The organism is Cupriavidus laharis (assembly GCF_914271435.1).
Classification (GTDB): Bacteria; Pseudomonadota; Gammaproteobacteria; order Burkholderiales; family Burkholderiaceae; genus Cupriavidus; species Cupriavidus laharis.
On sequence record NZ_CAJZAI010000002.1, the window covers coordinates 240074 to 258379 of the forward strand.

General features: G+C 64.2%; 18 protein-coding genes and 1 pseudogene. 9 read left to right on the forward strand and 10 right to left on the reverse strand.

The window, feature by feature from the left end; genetic code table 11:
- Positions 1-184: 184 nt before the first annotated feature.
- The 6 genes from pntB to LDO29_RS04920 all read right to left on the reverse strand — a co-directional run bounded on the left by pntB (position 185) and on the right by LDO29_RS04920 (position 7623).
- Positions 185-1582, reverse strand: a complete 1398-nt coding sequence (pntB, locus tag LDO29_RS04895; RefSeq protein WP_224078669.1) for a Re/Si-specific NAD(P)(+) transhydrogenase subunit beta — start codon at positions 1580-1582, stop codon at positions 185-187.
- A 10-nt stretch (positions 1583-1592) separates the two neighbouring features.
- Positions 1593-3149, reverse strand: a complete 1557-nt coding sequence (locus LDO29_RS04900) for a Re/Si-specific NAD(P)(+) transhydrogenase subunit alpha (protein ID WP_224078670.1) — start codon at positions 3147-3149, stop codon at positions 1593-1595.
- A 41-nt stretch (positions 3150-3190) separates the two neighbouring features.
- On the reverse strand, positions 3191-3973 hold the full coding sequence (locus LDO29_RS04905) for a fumarylacetoacetate hydrolase family protein (protein WP_224078671.1): 783 nt from the start codon (positions 3971-3973) through the stop codon (positions 3191-3193).
- Between the two features lie 82 nt (positions 3974-4055).
- Positions 4056-5288 carry a formyl-CoA transferase gene (gene frc, locus LDO29_RS04910; RefSeq protein ID WP_224078672.1) on the reverse strand — a complete coding sequence of 411 codons (1233 nt, stop codon included), beginning with the start codon at positions 5286-5288 and terminating at the stop codon, positions 4056-4058.
- A gap of 345 nt (positions 5289-5633) precedes the next feature.
- A complete protein-coding gene (locus LDO29_RS04915) occupies positions 5634-6353 on the reverse strand; it encodes a GntR family transcriptional regulator (protein ID WP_224078673.1) in 720 nt (239 codons plus the stop codon).
- Between the two features lie 292 nt (positions 6354-6645).
- The gene (locus LDO29_RS04920; protein WP_224078674.1) at positions 6646-7623 is read right to left on the reverse strand and encodes a 2-dehydropantoate 2-reductase; all 978 of its coding nucleotides are present in this window, start codon (positions 7621-7623) and stop codon (positions 6646-6648) included.
- A gap of 183 nt (positions 7624-7806) precedes the next feature.
- Here LDO29_RS04920 and LDO29_RS04925 point away from each other — a divergent pair, with 183 nt between their 5' ends.
- The 3 genes from LDO29_RS04925 to LDO29_RS04935 all read left to right on the forward strand — a co-directional run bounded on the left by LDO29_RS04925 (position 7807) and on the right by LDO29_RS04935 (position 11120).
- Positions 7807-8559, forward strand: coding sequence for a TerC family protein (locus LDO29_RS04925; RefSeq protein WP_224078675.1), 753 nt, complete (start codon positions 7807-7809; stop codon positions 8557-8559).
- 107 nt (positions 8560-8666) lie between these two features.
- The gene (locus LDO29_RS04930) at positions 8667-10289 is read left to right on the forward strand and encodes a glucan biosynthesis protein (RefSeq protein ID WP_224078676.1); all 1623 of its coding nucleotides are present in this window, start codon (positions 8667-8669) and stop codon (positions 10287-10289) included.
- Positions 10290-10427: 138 nt separating this feature from the next.
- Positions 10428-11120: a GntR family transcriptional regulator gene (locus tag LDO29_RS04935; RefSeq protein WP_224078677.1), complete on the forward strand. Its 693-nt coding sequence runs from the start codon at positions 10428-10430 to the stop codon at positions 11118-11120.
- A gap of 15 nt (positions 11121-11135) precedes the next feature.
- Here the strand turns inward: LDO29_RS04935 and yedA are convergent, their stop codons facing one another.
- The 3 genes from yedA to LDO29_RS04950 all read right to left on the reverse strand — a co-directional run bounded on the left by yedA (position 11136) and on the right by LDO29_RS04950 (position 13464).
- Positions 11136-12014: a drug/metabolite exporter YedA gene (yedA, locus tag LDO29_RS04940; RefSeq protein WP_224078678.1), complete on the reverse strand. Its 879-nt coding sequence runs from the start codon at positions 12012-12014 to the stop codon at positions 11136-11138.
- 230 nt (positions 12015-12244) lie between these two features.
- Entirely contained in the window at positions 12245-12430 is a 186-nt protein-coding gene (locus LDO29_RS04945) for a hypothetical protein (protein ID WP_224078679.1), read from the reverse strand.
- A 119-nt stretch (positions 12431-12549) separates the two neighbouring features.
- Entirely contained in the window at positions 12550-13464 is a 915-nt protein-coding gene (locus tag LDO29_RS04950; RefSeq protein ID WP_224078680.1) for a LysR family transcriptional regulator, read from the reverse strand.
- Positions 13465-13558: 94 nt separating this feature from the next.
- On the opposite strand from LDO29_RS04950, the gene LDO29_RS04955 reads away from it, so the two are divergent.
- From LDO29_RS04955 to LDO29_RS04965, 3 genes and pseudogenes are all read left to right on the forward strand, one after another.
- A complete protein-coding gene (locus LDO29_RS04955; RefSeq protein ID WP_396022623.1) occupies positions 13559-13846 on the forward strand; it encodes a hypothetical protein in 288 nt (95 codons plus the stop codon).
- Positions 13847-13884: 38 nt separating this feature from the next.
- Positions 13885-14424: a VOC family protein gene (locus tag LDO29_RS04960; RefSeq protein ID WP_224078681.1), complete on the forward strand. Its 540-nt coding sequence runs from the start codon at positions 13885-13887 to the stop codon at positions 14422-14424.
- Positions 14421-14600, forward strand: a pseudogene (locus tag LDO29_RS04965) (fumarylacetoacetase); the annotation flags it as partial. The gene LDO29_RS04960 and the pseudogene LDO29_RS04965, both read left to right, overlap by 4 nt.
- Positions 14601-14764: 164 nt before the next feature.
- Here LDO29_RS04965 and LDO29_RS04970 read toward each other — a convergent pair.
- A complete protein-coding gene (locus tag LDO29_RS04970; RefSeq protein WP_071013074.1) occupies positions 14765-14959 on the reverse strand; it encodes a hypothetical protein in 195 nt (64 codons plus the stop codon).
- A 475-nt stretch (positions 14960-15434) separates the two neighbouring features.
- Between LDO29_RS04970 and LDO29_RS04975 the strand changes: the two genes are divergently transcribed.
- From LDO29_RS04975 to gpmA, 3 genes are all read left to right on the forward strand, one after another.
- On the forward strand, positions 15435-15977 hold the full coding sequence (locus LDO29_RS04975) for a Chromate resistance protein ChrB (RefSeq protein WP_224078682.1): 543 nt from the start codon (positions 15435-15437) through the stop codon (positions 15975-15977).
- A 56-nt stretch (positions 15978-16033) separates the two neighbouring features.
- Positions 16034-17317, forward strand: a complete 1284-nt coding sequence (locus LDO29_RS04980; protein ID WP_224078683.1) for an MFS transporter — start codon at positions 16034-16036, stop codon at positions 17315-17317.
- A gap of 147 nt (positions 17318-17464) precedes the next feature.
- On the forward strand, positions 17465-18211 hold the full coding sequence (gene gpmA, locus LDO29_RS04985) for a 2,3-diphosphoglycerate-dependent phosphoglycerate mutase (RefSeq protein WP_224078684.1): 747 nt from the start codon (positions 17465-17467) through the stop codon (positions 18209-18211).
- Positions 18212-18306 lie beyond the last annotated feature (95 nt).

The following is an 18306-nucleotide window of genomic DNA, read 5'->3' on the forward strand; positions in this document are numbered from 1 at the left end:
CACGTAATTCTGGGGATTGATGCTACCCGATGCTTAATTTCGTCGGGCTTAAACTTTTTTATCGTATCTATTCACGATCGTTTATATATTGCGAAATCCGCATCAATCGCGAGCCCATCCGCCGCATGACTGCAAGCTGATACATAAGTCATCGTCAAGCACCGCGGCGGACGGAAGCGCTCAATCAGGCAGGAACCTCCTCGAGCTGGCGCAGCAGTGCGTCCACACTGCCCTTGGCATCGCCGAACCACATCCGCGTGTTCTCCTTGTAAAACAAGGGGTTGTCGACGCCCGCATAGCCGGCGGCCATGCTGCGCTTGGACACCACCACGGTGCGCGCCTTCCAGACTTCGAGTACCGGCATGCCGGCGATGGGGCTGGCGGGGTCTTCGAGCGCCCCCGGGTTAACGATATCGTTGGCGCCAACCACCAGGACGACATCGGCATGCTCGAAATCGTCGTTGATCTCCTCCATCTCGAGCACGATGTCATACGGCACACGCGCCTCGGCCAGCAGTACGTTCATATGCCCGGGCAGGCGGCCCGCCACCGGATGGATGCCGAAGCGCACATTGACGCCCTGCGCCTTCAGCCGCCGCGCGATCTCGCTGATGGTGCCCTGCGCCTGCGCCACCGCCATGCCGTAGCCGGGCACGATGATGACCTCGTTCGCGTCCTTGAGCAGCGCGCTCACCTCCTCGCTCGACACCGGCAGCACTTCGCCCTGCTCCGCCGCCGCGCCCTTGGCCTGCGCGGCGCCGAACCCGCCCAGGATCACCGACAGGAACTTGCGGTTCATGGCCTTGCACATGATGTAGCTGAGGATGGCGCCGCTCGAGCCCACGAGCGCCCCCGTGATGATGAGCAGGTCGTTGCCGAGCATGAAGCCGGTTGCCGCCGCGGCCCAGCCCGAGTAGCTGTTCAGCATCGACACCACTACTGGCATGTCTGCGCCGCCGATGGCCGCGACCAGGTGCGCGCCCACCAGCAGCGCGATCACCGTCATCACGCCCAGCGGCACCAGCCCGTCCTGCACCGTCGGCGCGTTGAGGAACTGGTAGCCCAGCACCACGCACGCCGCGAGCGCCAGCGCGTTGAGCACGTGGCGGCCCGGCAGCAGCGTCGGCTTGCCGCCGAGCGTGCCGCGCAGCTTCAGGAAGGCGATCACCGACCCCGTGAAGGTCACTGCGCCGATCAGGATGCCGAGGTAGGTCTCCACTTCGTGGATCGCTTTCTCGGCGCCCGCGAGTGCATGCGAATCGAGGTAGTTCGCATAGCCCACCAGCACCGCGGCCAGGCCGACGAAGCTGTGCAGCACGGCCACCAGCTCCGGCATCTGCGTCATCTCGACGCGACGGGCCAGCACCGCGCCGGCTGCTGCGCCAAGCACCATCGCGCCGATGATGATGGGCACCCCGTCGGGGCTGCCCGCCAGCACCGTGGTCAGGATGGCGATGGCCATGCCGGCGATGCCCAGCAGGTTGCCGCGTTTCGCGGTGGCCGGATGGCTCAGCCCACTCAGGCTGAGGATGAAGAGCGCGCTGGCGCCCAGGTAAGCAATATTGCTGATTCCCGAAGGCATGTCTGTCTCCTCAGTCGCGCTGGAACATCTTCAGCATGCGCTGCGTCACCAGGAAGCCGCCCGCGATGTTGATAGTGGCGATCAGCACCGCCGCGCCGGCGATGATGGCGGTGGCCAGTGACGGCTTGCCGAGCTGCACGAGCGCGCCGACCACGATGATCCCGCTGATTGCGTTGGTCACGCTCATCAACGGCGTATGCAGTGCAGCAGTCACGTTCCATACGACCTGATAGCCGACGAAGATGGCCAGCACGAACACCGTGAAGTGGGCCATGAAGGCCGGTGGTGCCACGGCACCAAGCGCCAGCAGCGCCATCACGGCGATGGCCAGTGCAACAAGCGTCGTGCCAGTGCGGCTGGGCGGCTCGGCGGGCTCGGCCTGCACCGGTGCCTCGGCCGCAGGCGCCGGAGGCGGCAAGGTCTTGAGCGGCGGCGGCGGCCAGGTCACGTCGCCCTGGTGCAGCACCGTGGCGCCACGGATCATCTCGTCATCCATGTCGACGACAAGCTGGCCGTCCTTGCCGGGCGTCAGCTCCGTCAGCAGGTGCCGGATATTGGTGGCATAGAGCTGGCTGGACTGCGCCGCCATGCGGCTGGGCAGGTCGGTGTAGCCAACCACCGTTACCCCCTGGTGCGTCACCGATTCACCGGGCACGGTCAGCACGCAATTGCCGCCCTGCTCCGCAGCGAGATCCACCACCACGCTGCCGGGACGCATCAGCGCCACCGTGTCGGCTTCCAGCAGGCGTGGTGCAGGCTTGCCGGGAATCAGCGCGGTGGTGATGATGATGTCCACCTCGCGCGCCTGCTCGGCGAAGAGCTTCATCTCGGCTTCGATGAATGCCGGGCTCATCTCCTTGGCATAGCCGCCGCTGCCGCTGCCGTCCTCCTCGATTTCCACGGTCAGGAATTCGGCGCCCAGGCTTTCGATCTGCTGGCGCACCACGGGCCGCGTGTCGAACGCACGCACCACGGCACCCAGGCTGCGCGCCGCGCCGATGGCAGCCAGCCCTGCAACGCCTGCGCCGATCACCAGCACGCGCGCGGGCGGGATCTTGCCCGCCGCCGTGATCTGGCCGGCGAAGGGACGACCGAATGCATGCGCGGCTTCAATCACCGCGCGATAGCCCGCCATATTGGCCATCGAGCTGAGCGCATCGAGCTTCTGTGCGCGCGAGATGCGCGGCACGCAGTCCATCGCCAGCACCGTAGCGCCGCGCTGCGACAGCCGCTCCAGCAGCGCCATCTGCTGCGCGGGCCAGACAAAGCTGATCAGCGCGGCGTGCTTCTTGAGCAGCGCCGCTTCTTCCACGCCCAGGCTCGGATGCACCTGCGGCGGGCGCACCTTGATGACTACGTCGACCGACGCCCACAAGCTGGCGGCATCCACGATGGCAGCACCGGCGGCCCGATACGCTTCGTCCGAGAACGAGGCCTGCTGGCCGGCACCGGATTCCACCGCCACCTCGTAACCGAGCTTGGTCAGTTCCCTGACCGAATCGGGCGTCGCGGCAACGCGCCGCTCCCCGGGATGGACCTCCCGGGGGACACCAATTGTCATTGGCATGGCTTTCCCTTTGATTGTTGGGCGCTTTGATAGTTGGGCGATCACCCGCGCACGTGGTTCACCAGCGAGCCGATGCCTTCGATGCTCACCTCCACCACCGCGCCATCCTTCATCGAGCCCACGCCCAGCGACGTGCCGACGGCGATCACATCGCCCGGCATCAGCGTCAGGTCCTGCGAGATGCGGCTGACCTGCTCCTCGGGCGAGAAGATCATGTCCGAGAGCGGATAGTTCTGGCGCTCCACGCCGTCGAGCCGCGTCTTCACGCTGGCGGCACGCCAGTTGAAGCCAGGCACGATGGCCGGACCAATGCAGCCGAAGGTGTCGAAGCCCTTGGCGCGCGTCCACTGCGGGAAATTCGGGTCGGCAGCGATCAGTTCGGCCGCGGTCACGTCATTGACAATCGTGTAGCCAAAGATGTGCGACGCTGCTTCGGCCACCGACACATTGCGCGCCTTCTTGCCGATCACGATGCCAAGCTCGCCTTCGTAGACGATCTTGCCGTCATAGCTGCGCGGCCGTTCCACGGCATCGCCAGAACCCGCCAGCGAAGTCGCCGGCTTGATCAGGAACAGCGGATGGGTCGGCACCGGTTTTTCCAGCTTGCGCGCCAGCGCATGGAAGTTGTTCCACAACGCCACGACCTTGCCGGGTTCGCACGGGGCGAACAGGTGCAGTTCGCTCAGCTTGTGGACGGCGCCGGTGGGCTGCGGACCGGTATAGCCAGGACCATCGTATTCGACGACGCGGTCATTGCCATCGCCTTCTGTGAGGCCATAACCAACGCTGCCGTCGGCACGGCGAAAACGAATCCAGGATTGCACAGCACGAACTCCTCCGGCGGGCACGCGCAAGGCGTGCCCGCTCGGTGTGAGAAACAGAGGAAGAGGAAAGGAAGGCGGATGCTCAGATCGCGCCGGCCAGCTTCATCGCGTCGATCTGGGCCGGCGTGCGGCCCAGCCACTCCAGGATTTCCTCGGTGTGCTCGCCCAGCAGCGGGGCGCGCTCCACCTTCACCGGTGAATCGGACAGCGCGATGGGCGAGCCCAGTTGCACGTACTTGCCGCGCGTCGGATGCTCCAGCTCCACCAGGTAGCCACGCTCGTACATCGACTGGTCCTCGATCAGGTCCTTCATCGACAGGATCGGACCGCACGGCACATCGACTTCATTGAGCGCGTTCATCACCTCGAACTTCGTCAGGCCCATGGTCCACTGCTCGATGATGCCGAAGCATTCCCCGAGCTTCTTCAGGCGCACCTCGGGCGTGGCGAACTCGGGGTCGGTGATCAGTTCCTCGCGGCCGCACAGGCGCATCAGCGGCTCCCAGCCCTGCGGCTGGATGATGACGTAGACGTAGTCGTTGGGGCCACCCGGCGAGCAGCGCAGCGCGGCGCCCGGCTGGCCGCCGCCCGACGCATTGCCGGCGCGCGGCACGTGGTCGTCGAACTGCTCGTTGGGGTACTCGCGCAGCGGGCCGGCATCGAGCCGCTGCTGGTCGCGCAGCTTCACGCGGCACAGGTTCAGCACCGCGTCCTGCATGGCCACTTCCACGCGCTGGCCGCGCCCCGAATGCTCGCGCTGCAGCAGCGCGGCCAGGATGCCGACCACGCAGTGCACACCGGTGCCCGAGTCGCCGATCTGTGCGCCGGTCACGGTCGGCACGCCAGCGGCGTCGCCGGTGGTGGAGGCAGAGCCGCCCATGCACTGGGCCACGTTCTCATACGCCTTGCAGTCCTGGTACGGGCCAGGGCCGAAGCCCTTGATCGACGCGTAGACGAGGCGCGGGTTCAGGTCCTGCAGGTGGTCCCAGTCGAAGCCGGCGCGCGCCAGCACGCCGGGGCCGAAGTTCTCGATCAGCACGTCGCTGCGCTGGACAAGGTCTTCCAGCAGCGCCTTGCCTTCGGGCGTCTTCATGTTTAGCGTCAGGCTGCGCTTGTTGCTGTTGAGCATGGTGAAGTACAGGCTGTCGGCGTTGGGCACGTCACGCAGCTGGCTGCGCGTAATGTCGCCGCGGCCCGGCATTTCCACCTTGATGACGTCGGCACCCATCCATGCCATCAGCTGCGTGGCGGAAGGGCCTGCCTGGACGTGCGTCATGTCCAGGACACGGATGCCATCCAGTGCTTTTCTTTCCATGGCGATGTCTCCTCTGCTCTGATTAGTGTCTTGATGACATACGGTATGTGATATATCAGAGAACAGCAAGCAATTTTCCTGTTCAACAGCCAACTTTCGTCGCTGCGACGCAGCAATACCAGCAAAGGGAGGTCACGCCGCGTTCGGGCGTATGCCTTGTGTGGCCGTGGCTAGCTGGTGCAAGGCGACATCAGAGTGAAGAAAGAGGCAAATTCGCGAGGATATTGCGCCTGATGCACTGATATATCACATACCAAAATGCAAGGAATTCACGCGGAAGCCAAAACAAGAACGGCGGACAAAGTCCGCCGTTACGATTGGTAGCAACTGCCCTCTTACGGTAGCTCAGTCGAGAAAATCGCAGTGCTTCTCGACGTAGTCGGCCAGGTCCAGCGAGTGCTGCCGCACCAGCCGCTCGGCCAGCTCGGTGTCGCGCTTTTCCAACGCCTCGATGATACGCAGGTGGTCGACGATCGAGCGTGCCGCCCGGTCGCTTTGCGAGATGGTCATCTTCCGGATCGCCCGCACGTGGATGAAGATATTGCGGATCGTGTCCATGATGATCTGCGACTTCGACAGCTGCACGATCGCCTGGTGGAACACGATGTTGGCGTCCGAATACTCTTCGATATGCTCGGCCGGCGTCGAATCGCGGAAGCTGTCGAACATGCGCCGCAACTGGGCGATCTCGGCATCCGTGGCATGCAGCGTGGCAAGTCGCGCCGCCATGCTTTCCAGTGCGGCCCACATCTGGATCATCTCGACGATCTCGCGCTTGGTCTTGCGCATGATGTAGATGCCGCGCCGGGGCACCGTGCGCAGGAAGCCCTCCTGCTCGAGCAGCGTCATGGCTTCGCGGATCGGCGTGCGGCTCACGCCCATGGCTTCGCTCAGCACGCGCTCATCGAGCCGGATCTCGTCGCGCGACTGATAGATATCCGCATCCGCAATGGCCTGGCGCAGCATGGCATAGGCCTGGTCACGCAGGCTTGCGCCTGCATTGATCGGTTGCACGGACAAGGCCAGCGCGGCAGGCTGGACGATAGGTTGGCTTTGCGCAGACATGAATAGCTCGTGTGAGACCGGTGGCGCGGCCGCCACAATGGCTGCCCGCCGCATTCCTGCACAGCTTAGCAAAATCGCCTGGATTCATTCCCGGATCGCATCAAACCCCGATAAGGATTCGATGGCGGCATCCGCCCGGCGCCCGGTCTGTCGTATATGGTATATCACAATGGATATCCATTCCGGATGGCGAAGCCACGAAAACGTGACTTTCCCCGCCCACTTAGCGGCAGAAAGCGCCACCCGGTCCATGCGGGGCCGAAGACCGGGCGGCTGGGACCGCCCATCCGGGTCAGGCTGCCAGACGCGCCATTTCGTCGCGCTGCTTGATCAGGCCCAGCACCGCGTCGCACATCGGCGTGGGCTGGCCGACGAGCCGGCCCATCTCCTGCACCACGGTCAGCAGCGGATCGATTTCCATCGCACGGCCGGCTTCCAGATCCTGGAGCATCGACGTCTTGTGGGCGCCCACCGCGCCTGCGCCATTGATGCGCCGCTCCACATCGACACGGAACTTCACCCCGAAGGACTCGGCAATGCTCTGGGCCTCCAGCATCATCTGGCGCGACAGCGCACGCGTGGCCGGGTTGGCGGTGATCACGTCGAGCGTCGCATGGGTCAGCGCACTGATCGGGTTGAAGCACAGGTTGCCCCACAACTTGAGCCAGATCTCGTCGCGGATGTTGTCGCGCACCGGCGCTTCCAGGTCGGCGGCCATCATCATTTCGCTGAGCCGCGTCACGCGGTCTGAATGGCTGCCGTCAGGCTCGCCTAGCGGAAACTTCTTGCCATACACATGCTTGATCACGCCGGGCTCGATGATTTCCGCGGCGGGATAGACCACGCAGCCGATCGCGCGCTCCGGCCCGAAGCCCCGCCACTGCCGGCCGCCAGGGTCCACGCTTTCCAGCGTCGAGCCAGCCAGCTTGCCGCCATGCTTGTAGAAGTACCAGTACGGAATGCCGTTGACGCCCGTGACCACGGCGGTCTGCGGCCCCAGCAGCGGCTGCATCAAGTCCACCACGCCGGGCACGGAATGCGCCTTTAGGGTAATGAACACATAGTCCTGCGGCCCGAGATCGCGCGGGTCGCTGGTGCAGTTGACCTTGGCCACGCGCTCCTCGCCGTCGATCAGCAACCGGACGCCGTTCGCCTGCATGGCGGCCAGGTGCGGGCCGCGCGCCACGAAGCTGACCTCTGCCCCCGCGCGCGCCAGCTGGGCGCCGACATAGCCGCCGATGGCGCCTGCCCCATAGATGCACACTTTCATTGCCTGTCTCCTTGATGGCTCGATGGTATGTTGTGATATATCACATACTATATTCCATAAAGGCGAACGACAACCCTAATCTGCGTCGGCACGATTTCCTCCGTCACGCGGCACTTGCTAACATGTCGGCAACACTGCGCTTGCGGGCCAGCGGCCCGGCCCCCACTCTCGACCGGAGTTGACATGGAATCGTCCCTCGCACTGCTGCAGGATCCCGCCGCCTGGGCCGCGCTGGCCACGCTGGTGGCCATGGAGATCGTGCTTGGCATCGACAACCTGATCTTCATCTCCATCCTTACCAACAAGCTGCCGGAGGCCATGCGCGAGAAAGCGCGGCGCACCGGCATCGGCCTGGCCTTGATCCTGCGGCTGGCGCTGCTGGCCACGATTGCGTTCATCGTCACGCTGACCGAGCCGCTTTTCACCGTGCTCGGGCGCGGCATATCCTGGCGCGGCCTGATCCTGATCGCCGGCGGCGCGTTCCTCATGTGGAAGGCGACGCGTGAAATCCATCATCACGTGTCAGGTGAAGCCGAAGGCGACGACAGCGGCAAGGCCAGCGCGTCCCAGAGCTTTGCCAGCGCCATCGGCCAGATCCTGGTGCTGGACCTCGTGTTCTCGATCGACAGCATCATCACGGCCGTGGGCATGACCGAACATGTCGAGATCATGTTCATCGCGGTGATCGCCGCGGTCACGGCAATGATGTTTGCCGCCACGCCGCTGGCCAACTTCATCAACCGCAACCCCACCATCGTGATGCTGGCGCTGGCGTTCCTGATGATGATCGGCATGACGCTGATCGCCGAGGGTCTCGGCACCCATGTGCCCAAGGGCTATATCTATACGGCGATGGCATTCTCGGCCTCGGTGGAGGGGCTGAACATGATCTCCAGGAAGCGGCGTGCGCAGCGCCGCGCACGCGCCGGCAAGTGACCTGCCAGCCGCCCGCTGTAACAGTCGGTGTCCGAACTTTCGCCGGGCAACGGCGTCTCTTACAGTTCTGCACTGACCGAAGACGAGAAAAAGGACGCTGACGCCACATGATGAACCGCCGCACCCTGCTGGTTTCCGCCACCGCCTCCGCTGCCCTTGCCGCACTGGGCATCACGCCATCGGCATTGGCCGCCAGCGGGATCAAGCTGGGCGACCCACGTCCATTCAGCTTCGACGCCCTCATCGACCAGGCCCGCACGCTGGCCGGCAAACCCTACGCAGCGCCCGCGGCGCCGCCGCCCGAGATCCTCGATCGCATCGACTACGACGCCCACGGCAAGATCCGCTTCCGTCCGGACAACGCGTTGTTCGCCGATGGCCCGGGCCAGTTCCCGGTGACCTTCTTCCACCTGGGCACCTACTTCCGCACGCCGGTACGCATGCATGTGATCGACCGGGGTCGTGGCGGCAAGGGCAATGCGCGCGAGATCGTCTACGAAGAAAGCTATTTCGACATGCCCGCCGACAGCCCCGCGCACAAGCTGCCGCGCGGCAGCGGCTTCGCGGGCTTCCGCTTCCAGGAAAGCCGCCTGGGCGACCAGAAGGTGCGCGACTGGAAGAAGAACGACTGGGTTGCCTTCCTGGGGGCGTCATATTTCCGCGCGATCGGCGAACTGTACCAGTACGGCCTGTCCGCGCGCGGCATCGCCATCGACGTGGCCGAGGCAGGCAAGGCGGAGGAGTTCCCGAACTTCACCCATTTCTATTTCGAGCCGCCGGAGGGCAAGGGCGACACGGTCACGGTCTATGCACTGCTCGACGGCCCCAGTATCACCGGTGCCTACAAGTTCGTCATGCAGCGCGGCAAGGCCGTGGTGATGGACGTGGAATGCGCGCTGTTCCTGCGCAAGGATGTGGCCCGGCTGGGGCTGGCGCCGCTCACGTCGATGTACTGGTTCTCCGAGACCATGAAGGGCACCGCGGTGGACTGGCGCCCCGAAGTCCACGACTCGGACGGCCTGGCCATCTGGAACGGCGCCGGCGAGCATATCTGGCGCCCGCTCAACAACCCGCCGCAGACCATGGCTTCGGCCTTCGCCGACGACAACCCGCGCGGCTTCGGCCTGCTGCAGCGCGACCGCCTGTTCGACCACTATCAGGACGGCGTCAACTACGAGCGCCGGCCCAGCCTGTGGGTGGAGCCGCGCGACGGCTGGGGTGCGGGTGCAGTACAGCTCGTCGAGATCCGCACCGACGACGAGATCCACGACAACATCGTGGCCATGTGGGTGCCCAAGGCGCCAGCGCGCGCGGGCAACACCTATCGGCTGCGCTACCGCCTGCACTGGCTCGCCGACGAGCCCTTCCCGAGCCCGCTGGCACGCTGCGTCGCCACACGCATGGGCAACGGCGGACAACCGGGGCAGCCGCGCCCGAAGGGGGTGCGCAAGTTCATGGTGGAATTCAAGGGCGCCGCGCTGGAAAAGCTGCCTTTCGGCGTCAAGCCGGACGCGGTGCTGACCGCATCGCGCGGCAAGTTCTCCTATGTCTTCACCGAGGCCGTGCCCAACGGCGTGCCGGGCCACTGGCGCGCCCAGTTCGACCTGGCCGCCGACGGGAAGGAGCCGGTCGACATGCGGCTGTTCCTGCGGCTGGACGGCAAGCCATTGTCGGAGACCTGGCTCTACCAGTACCACCCGTTCCAGTCGCCGGCCGGCTATGGCACGTGATGCGTCTTCGCGCCGCAGGGCGCGCCAGCGGTAGCGGGCAAGGCCCCGCCCACGTTGCACACTATTGCGTCGCAGTGATGTCAACGGCTTGCGAGCGGGTATGATGACCGCTTACATGGGTCAACCAGCCAGCTTCACATGATCTCCACCGAATTTGCCGGCGGCGCCGATGCCGGCCAGGCTTCGTCCCTGCCGCGTTCCGAGCGCGCCTACCAGCAATTGCGTGCGGCCATCCAGGCCGGACAGCTTTCCCCGGGGACGCGCCTGCGCGAGGTTGAGCTGGCGGAATCTCTGGGCCTGTCGCGCACGCCGGTACGCGAAGCGCTGTCGCGGCTGGAATCCGAAGGCCTCGTCGTCAACGAGCCCAACCGCGGCATGATGGTCACGCAGCTCGACGCCAGCATGGTCAGCGAACTCTATGTCATGCGCGAAGTGCTGGAAGGCACGGCGGCCGCGCTGGCTGCCCGCCACGCCACGGACGTCGAGATCTCGCTGCTGCGCGACATCGTCGAGCGCGACCTGTCCATGGCCGACGACCCCGACCGGCTGGCCGCCAACAACCGGCTGTTCCACGAAACCCTGCATCGCTGCGCGCACAACCGCTACCTGCTCAAGACGCTGCGTTCGCTGCATGAGTCCATGGTGCTGCTCGGCCGTACCACGCTGTCGGTCCCGGGCCGTGCCCGCAGCTCGTACGAAGAACACGTCGCCCTTGTCGAAGCGCTGGAAAAACGCGACCCTGCGCTGGCGGAGCAGATCACGCGCCGCCATATCCAGCAGGCCTACAAGGTGCGTTTGTCGCTCTGGATCGAAGAACAGTCGTCGTCCTGACCGGGTTGGCGCGGCTCAGGCCGCCGCTTCGGCGCGTGCGGTGCGCAGGCTGCCGATGCTCAGCACAGCCAGCGCAGCAAGGATCAGCACAATCGCACCGAGCGTCTGCGGGGCGACCCGCTCCCCGCCCAGCCACGCGCCGACGGCCAGCGCCACCGGCGGATTAACGTAGACATAGCTGGTCGCGAGCGTCTGGCTGACGTTCGCGACCAGGTACATATAGGCGGAAAACGCCACCAGCGAACCTATCACCACCAGATAACCCCAGGCCCACCAGGCCTGCGCGCTGACAACGCCCGGCCACGGCTCCTGCCGCAGCGCCGACAAGGCCATCAGGATGACCCCGCCGATCAGCATCTCCGCGGCAAACGCGGCCGCACCGTCCGGTAGTTCCAGCCGGCGCGCAAGCTGGGAACCGAACGACCAGCTTGCCACAGCGAGCAGCAGCGCAACCACGCCCGTGGTACTCACACGAAACTCGGCGCCAGCGGTCAGCACCAGGATGCCGATGCTGCCGATGGCGATCGCCAAACCTTCATACCAGCGCGGCCGCGTACCAAAGCAGGCGCTCCAGAACAGGCCAAAGATCGGCATCGATCCGATCATCACCGTGGTCGCGCCGGAAGAAATGGTCTGCTCCGCGATGGCGGTCAGGCCCATCCCTCCCACCAGCAGGAACACCGCCGGAATCGCGCAATTGCGCAGCTGGCGCCAGCCCGGCATCGGTGTGCGTCGCCAGGCCAGCCATGCAGTCAGCAACAGGCCCGCGCACAGAAAGCGCGAGCCCATCATCAGCAAGGGCGGAAAACTCTCCAGCGTGAAGCGGATGGCAAGGTAAGTCGTGCCCCAGACCACATAGGTGATCAGCAGGCAACACAGGACGAGCGGCGGCATGGCGTATTGAGGAACTGCGGGAAGGCTCAAAGATAGCCTTGCGCCATGCCGGAACCAAACGAAAAGGTCTGGCAAGACTTGTGAGATAAGCTCACAAGCGACTGGAGCGTCACCCGCCTATTCGAAACGCCGTAAACGGAAAACCGGCCTCGCGCACCCTTGCGGGCGGCTTCGGCCGGCTTCTTCGGGTCCCCGCTCGGGGACCAGCACATTCAGAGAGCGCCGGACGCTCAACCGTTGGCGTAGCTCACCTTGGCATTGCGGGCCTGCGTCTGCAGACGGCTCACCACCGATTGCACAAAGGCAATGGCGCGCTTCACGTCGTTCGAAATGCCCAGGCCACGGTAGCCCAGCTCACGCTCGATGAGGTCGCGTTCCAGTTGGTCGGTCAGCTTGATATCGGATTGGGTGTTCATGGCGTCCTTCCTTACAGGGATTACCCTTATGGGGTTTTCCCTGATTGTAGCAAAGGATTTGTCGCGTTGCAGCATTAGGTGAAAGTACGTATGCGGGGAAGCAACAAGTGCTTTAAAAATCACTCTAAATAGGGCATCGCCCTGATCTTCGGCCCGATAAAGTCAAGGAAACTCTGCGCGGCGGGCGAAAGCGTGCGCCCCCGGCGCGTGAACACCTCGAAGCTGCGGCACACCTCGGGACTGACCAGCGGCCGCATGCGCAGGCCATAGACCTCGATCAGCGAGGCCGCATACGGAATGCACAGCGCCACGCCCAGTCCGGCCTTGACCATGGACAAGGCCGTGGACATATAGGCCACTTCGGCGGCAGGCGTCAGTGCCAGCTCCGGGGAAGCGGCGCGCAAGTCGCGCGTCAGCATTTCGGTGAACTGGCCTTGCAAGGTGATGACGGGGTGGGCCAGCAGATCGGCCCAGCACAGTTGCTGACCCCGGCTGCCGTCATCCAGCGCATGGTCGGGCGGGAATACGGCCATGAACGGGCCGTCGAACAGCCGGGTAGAGGCGATGTCAGAGTTGGGCTCCCGCTCGGGGCCAATTCCCAGTTCCGCCTCGCCAGCCAGCACGCGGGCCATGACGGTTTCCACCGGCGTATCGGCCAGCCGCACCTCGATCAGCGGGTGCTCGGCCTGGTAGGCGGCGATCAGCTCCGGCATCAGGGTGGAGGCCAGCAACTGCGAGGCAGCGATGCGCACCTGCCCGGTCTTCATGTCCCGGTGGTCGGCCACATGCTTGAGCGCGCTGTCCAGGTCATATAGCACGCCGTCCAGCAGCGGGTACAGGCGCTCGCCGGCGCTGGTCAGGAACACGCGCCGCGTGCTGCGATCGACCAGGCGCGTGCCCAGTGTCTGCTCCAGCTCTTTGATGAGGCCGGAGAGGGCCGACTGGGTGATATACAGGCTCTCGGCCGCCAGCGTGAAGCTGCCGGTGCGGGCCAGCGCCTGGAAGGCGCGCAATTGCCGCAGCGTGACATTCATCGGATCGTCTTATAAATCCATCAAGAAAAACCGTTTGAATGATAGGTTCGAAAGGTCTCCAATGTCAGTACCAAGGCAAGTGGGAGACACGCTCATGGCATGGTCTGTGCCCCCGGTGGAGATTCCGCGCCTGATTGACGGCAGCAAGGTCGGCCGCTTTCAGATCCTGATCTTCATCCTTGGCTGGAGCCTGGGCGTGGGCCGCATCGGCTCCATCGTCGGCCCCGTGCTCGGCGGCGAGCTGATCCGGGGCAACTGGTCCAACGCCGATCTGTTCCTGGCGGTGGCCATTCCCGCCGCGCTCTCGGCCCTGGTGCTGCTGGTGATGGTCCTGGTGGCCGGCAAGACCGGCCCGATGGTCAAGGGTGCCGCCGCACATTGATTCCAACCCATTGCCGATTTTTTCAAGGAGACAAGCCAATGAAAATCGACCGCATTCATCACGTCGCGTACCGCTGCAAGGACGCCAAGGAAACGGTGCTCTGGTACAACAAGATGCTGAAGATGGACTTCGTGCTGGCCATCGCCGAGGACCAGGTGCCGTCCACCAAAGAGCCCGATCCGTACATGCACGTGTTCCTTGACGCGGGCAACGGCAACGTGCTGGCCTTCTTCGAACTGCCCACCAAGCCGCCGATGGGCCGCGACCCCAACACGCCGGAATGGGTGCAGCACATCGCCTACCGCGTCAAGGACCGGGCGGAACTGCTGGCATTCAAGGACCACTTGCAGGCCAATGGCGTCGAAGTGCTAGGCGTGACCGACCATGGCGCCTTCCACTCGATCTACTTCTACGACCCCAACGGCCACCGCGTGGAACTGGCTTGCCCGGACCCCGAGGAAGAGGAAATGCTCCGCAAGCTCGACGCCGTGAAGTGGGACATGCTCGAAGAATGGTCCAAGACCAGGCGCGCCCCCAGGCATGCCGCCTTCCTGCACGCACGGGAGTTCAAGCAATGAGCACATTGAACGCCACCCTCGATCCGCAACTGACGAGTTGGGTGGCATCGGCCAACGACGTTGGCAGTGATTTCCTCATCCAGAACCTGCCCTTTGGGCGCTTTCGCACGAGTGGCGGGGAAGGCTGGCGCATTGGCGTTGCCATTGGTGACCAGGTGTTTGACCTGCGCCAGGCGGCGCCTGGTCGATCAGCGTGCAGGGCGCCGAGCAGCACCTGTTTCATGCTGTTCGACAACGTAAAAGCCACTGAGCCAACCACACCGGCTGGCTGCAACAACAGCCGGTCCCCGTTCTGCTTATGCGCCCGGCGGCTGGCTCAGGCCAAGGTTCAGGAGTCGCGTCAGGAGCCGGTCGTCCGACGTTGACGATAGACGGTCACGCCGTCCTCTTCGCGCGCGGCCAGCGCATTGCGCGCGCCGCAGATCGGGCAGCGGAACAGTGGGCCCTGGCCCTCGTTGACGACGACCACTTCGGTGGACTCCCAGCGGGTTCCGCAGGATTGGTTCTGGCAGGTGTAGTAGATGGGCTTTTTCATTTGCGCGGATCGTAGCACGAGATGACGAGCTTGCCGGGATTCTGGAGTCAAGGCCGATCAAGCCGCCGCTCGCGCTCGGAATGCAACGACCATCGCCATTTTTGAAGAACGCTTCGTCGAGCAATCTTTGGACTAGGCTGATGCCGTGGTTGAAGGCGTCGGCAATCGGCAATGCCAGCGAGGGCATGCCCAAGAGCCTTGCTACATGATCTGTGCAATAGCCGAGCGAATCCGCGATGGCTTCCCCCGTGCCTGCTATCTGGCCATGGCCACGACAGTCCGCTGATCATAGGCCTTGCATCCCTGCCCCAACAAGGCGGCCGAGGGACCAGATCCCCCGGCAGTTCACTTCGATATCCAGCAACGCCGCCAAGTTAGTGCTCAATTACTCACACACATCACCTCAACACTGCCCGCATAAGCTAACTTGTTCGCCTCACTTTATTTGTTACCATCGTTACATTACTATGGTTCCATGAAAACACAATCTTGGTTACTACTGACCTACAAGGTCCCCCCCGAGCCGGCCAAGCACCGCGTGGCGCTCTGGCGCAAGCTCAAAAGCATGGGCGCGGTCTACCTCCAAAGCGGCGTCTGCCTGCTTCCCAAGAGCGACGACCACGTTCGCCGGCTGAAAATTCTGGAGAACGACATCTCGGAGATCGCTGGCGAGTCGCTGCTGCTTGAAACGGTCGCCCTGGATCGTTCCCAAGAGGACAAGGTAATGGTGCGCTTCAAGGCTGACCGCGACGAGGAATACAAAGAGTTCCTCGACAAGTGCAAGGACTTCGAAGCGGAAATCGCCAAGGAAATCGCTGCCAGTCACTACACCTACGCCGAGCTCGAAGAGAACGATGTCGATCTCAAGAAGCTGCAGAGCTGGCTGGAGAAGATCCGCAAGCTGGACTTCTACGGCGCAACGCTGGCAACTGACGCGGAACAGCGCCTGAAGGACTGCGAGGCACTGCTGGAAAGCTATGCCCAGCGCGTCTTTGAAGCTCACGACGAAAACAAGTAGGGAAGCAGGCCAACCGGCTTTACGGCCCACAACTTGCCCACGGAAGGGGTGGTGACATGCAAGATTCCGCGGAGTCATCCGCCAGCGTTGAACCGGCCATCCATGGCCAGGACGCGCCGGCAGCAAAGCCGGAGCGATGGCTCAATCGCACGGTGGCGGGTGCCGGCATCACCAGCGCGCTCGGTGATTTCTGCTATGAAACGACGACCGTCATCCTCCCTGGCTTCCTGGCTGTCCTGGGCATTCCCGCCGCAGTCCTGGGAACGGTCGAAGGCATCGCGGACGCGGTGGCGAGCTTTACCAAGATGGTTTCCGGCTTTATTGCTGACAAGCTCGGCCACCGGAAGCTGCTGGTCTTGCTTGGTTATGGACTGACGCCGGCAGGACAGGCACTCATTGCGCTGGCGGCTGGCTGGCCGCTACTGTTGGCGGGCCGGGTCATTTCCTGGTTTGGAAAGGGCCTGAGAGGACCGTTGAGGGATGCCATCGTGATCCAGGCCATCCAACCGCAAATGCGCGGCCGCGCCTTCGGCTTTCATCGCGCGATGGACACGCTCGGCGCGGTGCTCGGTCCGCTGCTCGGCGTCGCACTGCTCGGTTGGGCGCAACACTGGACCTGGCAGGATTCCGCCGGCCCATTCCGCTTCGTACTGGCCCTGAGCATCATCCCTGGTGTTCTCGCCGTCCTGGCCTTCCTCACACTGGTCAAGGACCCGGAGCACTCGCCCAATCCCGAACTGAAGCTCTTGCGCGCCTTGCGCGGGCTACCCGCGCGATTCAAGCGCTATCTTGGCGCCGTCGGGCTCTTCGGCATGGGAGACTTCTCCCATAGCTTGCTGATCCTGGCTGCCACGCAACTACTCACTGCTTCCCTCGGCGTCATGCACGCCGCCCAGGTCGCTGGCATGCTTTACGTCTGGCGTAACGTCGTACAGGTCACCGTATCGTTCCCCGTGGGTGTGCTGGCAGACCGGCTTGGCGCATTGCCCGTATTGATAGCCGGCTACATATTGGGGGCCGCCACTGCTGTACTCATGGCGCTTGCGTTCTGGTTCCGTGCCGGCAGCATCGCCATGCTGGCAGGAATTTTCTTCATTGCAGGCCTCTATATTGCTGTGCAGGAAGCCCTGGAGTCGACTGTGACCGCCGAAATGGTGTCCGCCGATACCCTGGCGACGAGCATCGGTGCATTAGGCACCGTCAACGGCATCTCTAAATTTGTCTCCAGCGCTGGAGTGGGCCTGCTCTGGACCGCACTGTCCCCGGTTGCAGCGTTCGGACTCGCGGCAGCTTTGATGACTGTTGGCACCTTGATGCTGGGCCGCCTGGGGCGCCACTGATTGGAATGGTATCTCCATGATGCAATCTTCGATGCCGGTGTGGGATGCGATGAGGCGCTGGTGCCGCACTCGTCGGCTGCCTCTGGATTCTCGCGGGGTGCCTGACGTGGCGCTGGCTCGCCAGCCTCCCCTGAGCGGAGAACATTGATGAGCGATTCGCAAACCGGCAGCGCGCCACTGCACCTGGTATTGATCCGGCATGGGGAGTCCCGGTGGAATCATGAGGGCCGCTTTACCGGATGGACCGATGTCGATCTGACACCGGCTGGCATCGCGCAAATGCATCGCGCCGGGCGCGCCCTCGCCGAGGCTGGCATCCAGTTTGATCTGGCCGTCACCTCGCTGCTCAAACGGGCGATCCGGTCTCAGTGGCTGGTTCTTGATGCGCTGGATGCCATGTGGATCCCTGCCATCTTCGACTGGCGCCTGAACGAGCGGCATTACGGGGCACTGACAGGACTGCTCAGGGCCGATGCCGAGCAACGCTTTGGCCCCCTCGCAGTAGAGGCCTGGCGCCGCAGCTTCGATGTTCCTCCGCCAGCCCTTGCGGTGGACGACCCGCGCGCTCCACGTCATGATCCCCGCTACTGCCATCTCCCGTGGCAAGCATTGCCATTGGCCGAATCACTACGAGACACTGCCGTGCGCGTCGAGGCCTTGTGGGACGCCGTCCTGGTGCCCGCGCTCCGCGCAGGCAAGCGCATCCTTGTCAGCGGCCACGGCAACAGCCTGCGAGCGCTGATCAAGCGCCTCGATGGCATCTCCGATGCGGAGATCGCTCGCCTGGACGTGCCCAATGGCATCCCACTGGTCTATCACCTCGATGAGCGCCTGGAGCCTGCCGCCCGATACTATCTCGACCTGCCGCACCCCACTCGCTCCACGATTCTCTGAGCGGCTAGCGCGATGGGTAGCCGCTCTCACCGCCGGAGGCACGGCTTTGCCAGTCTTTGCCTGCTTGAAAATCCGGGTTCCGCCGGCCTGCCGCT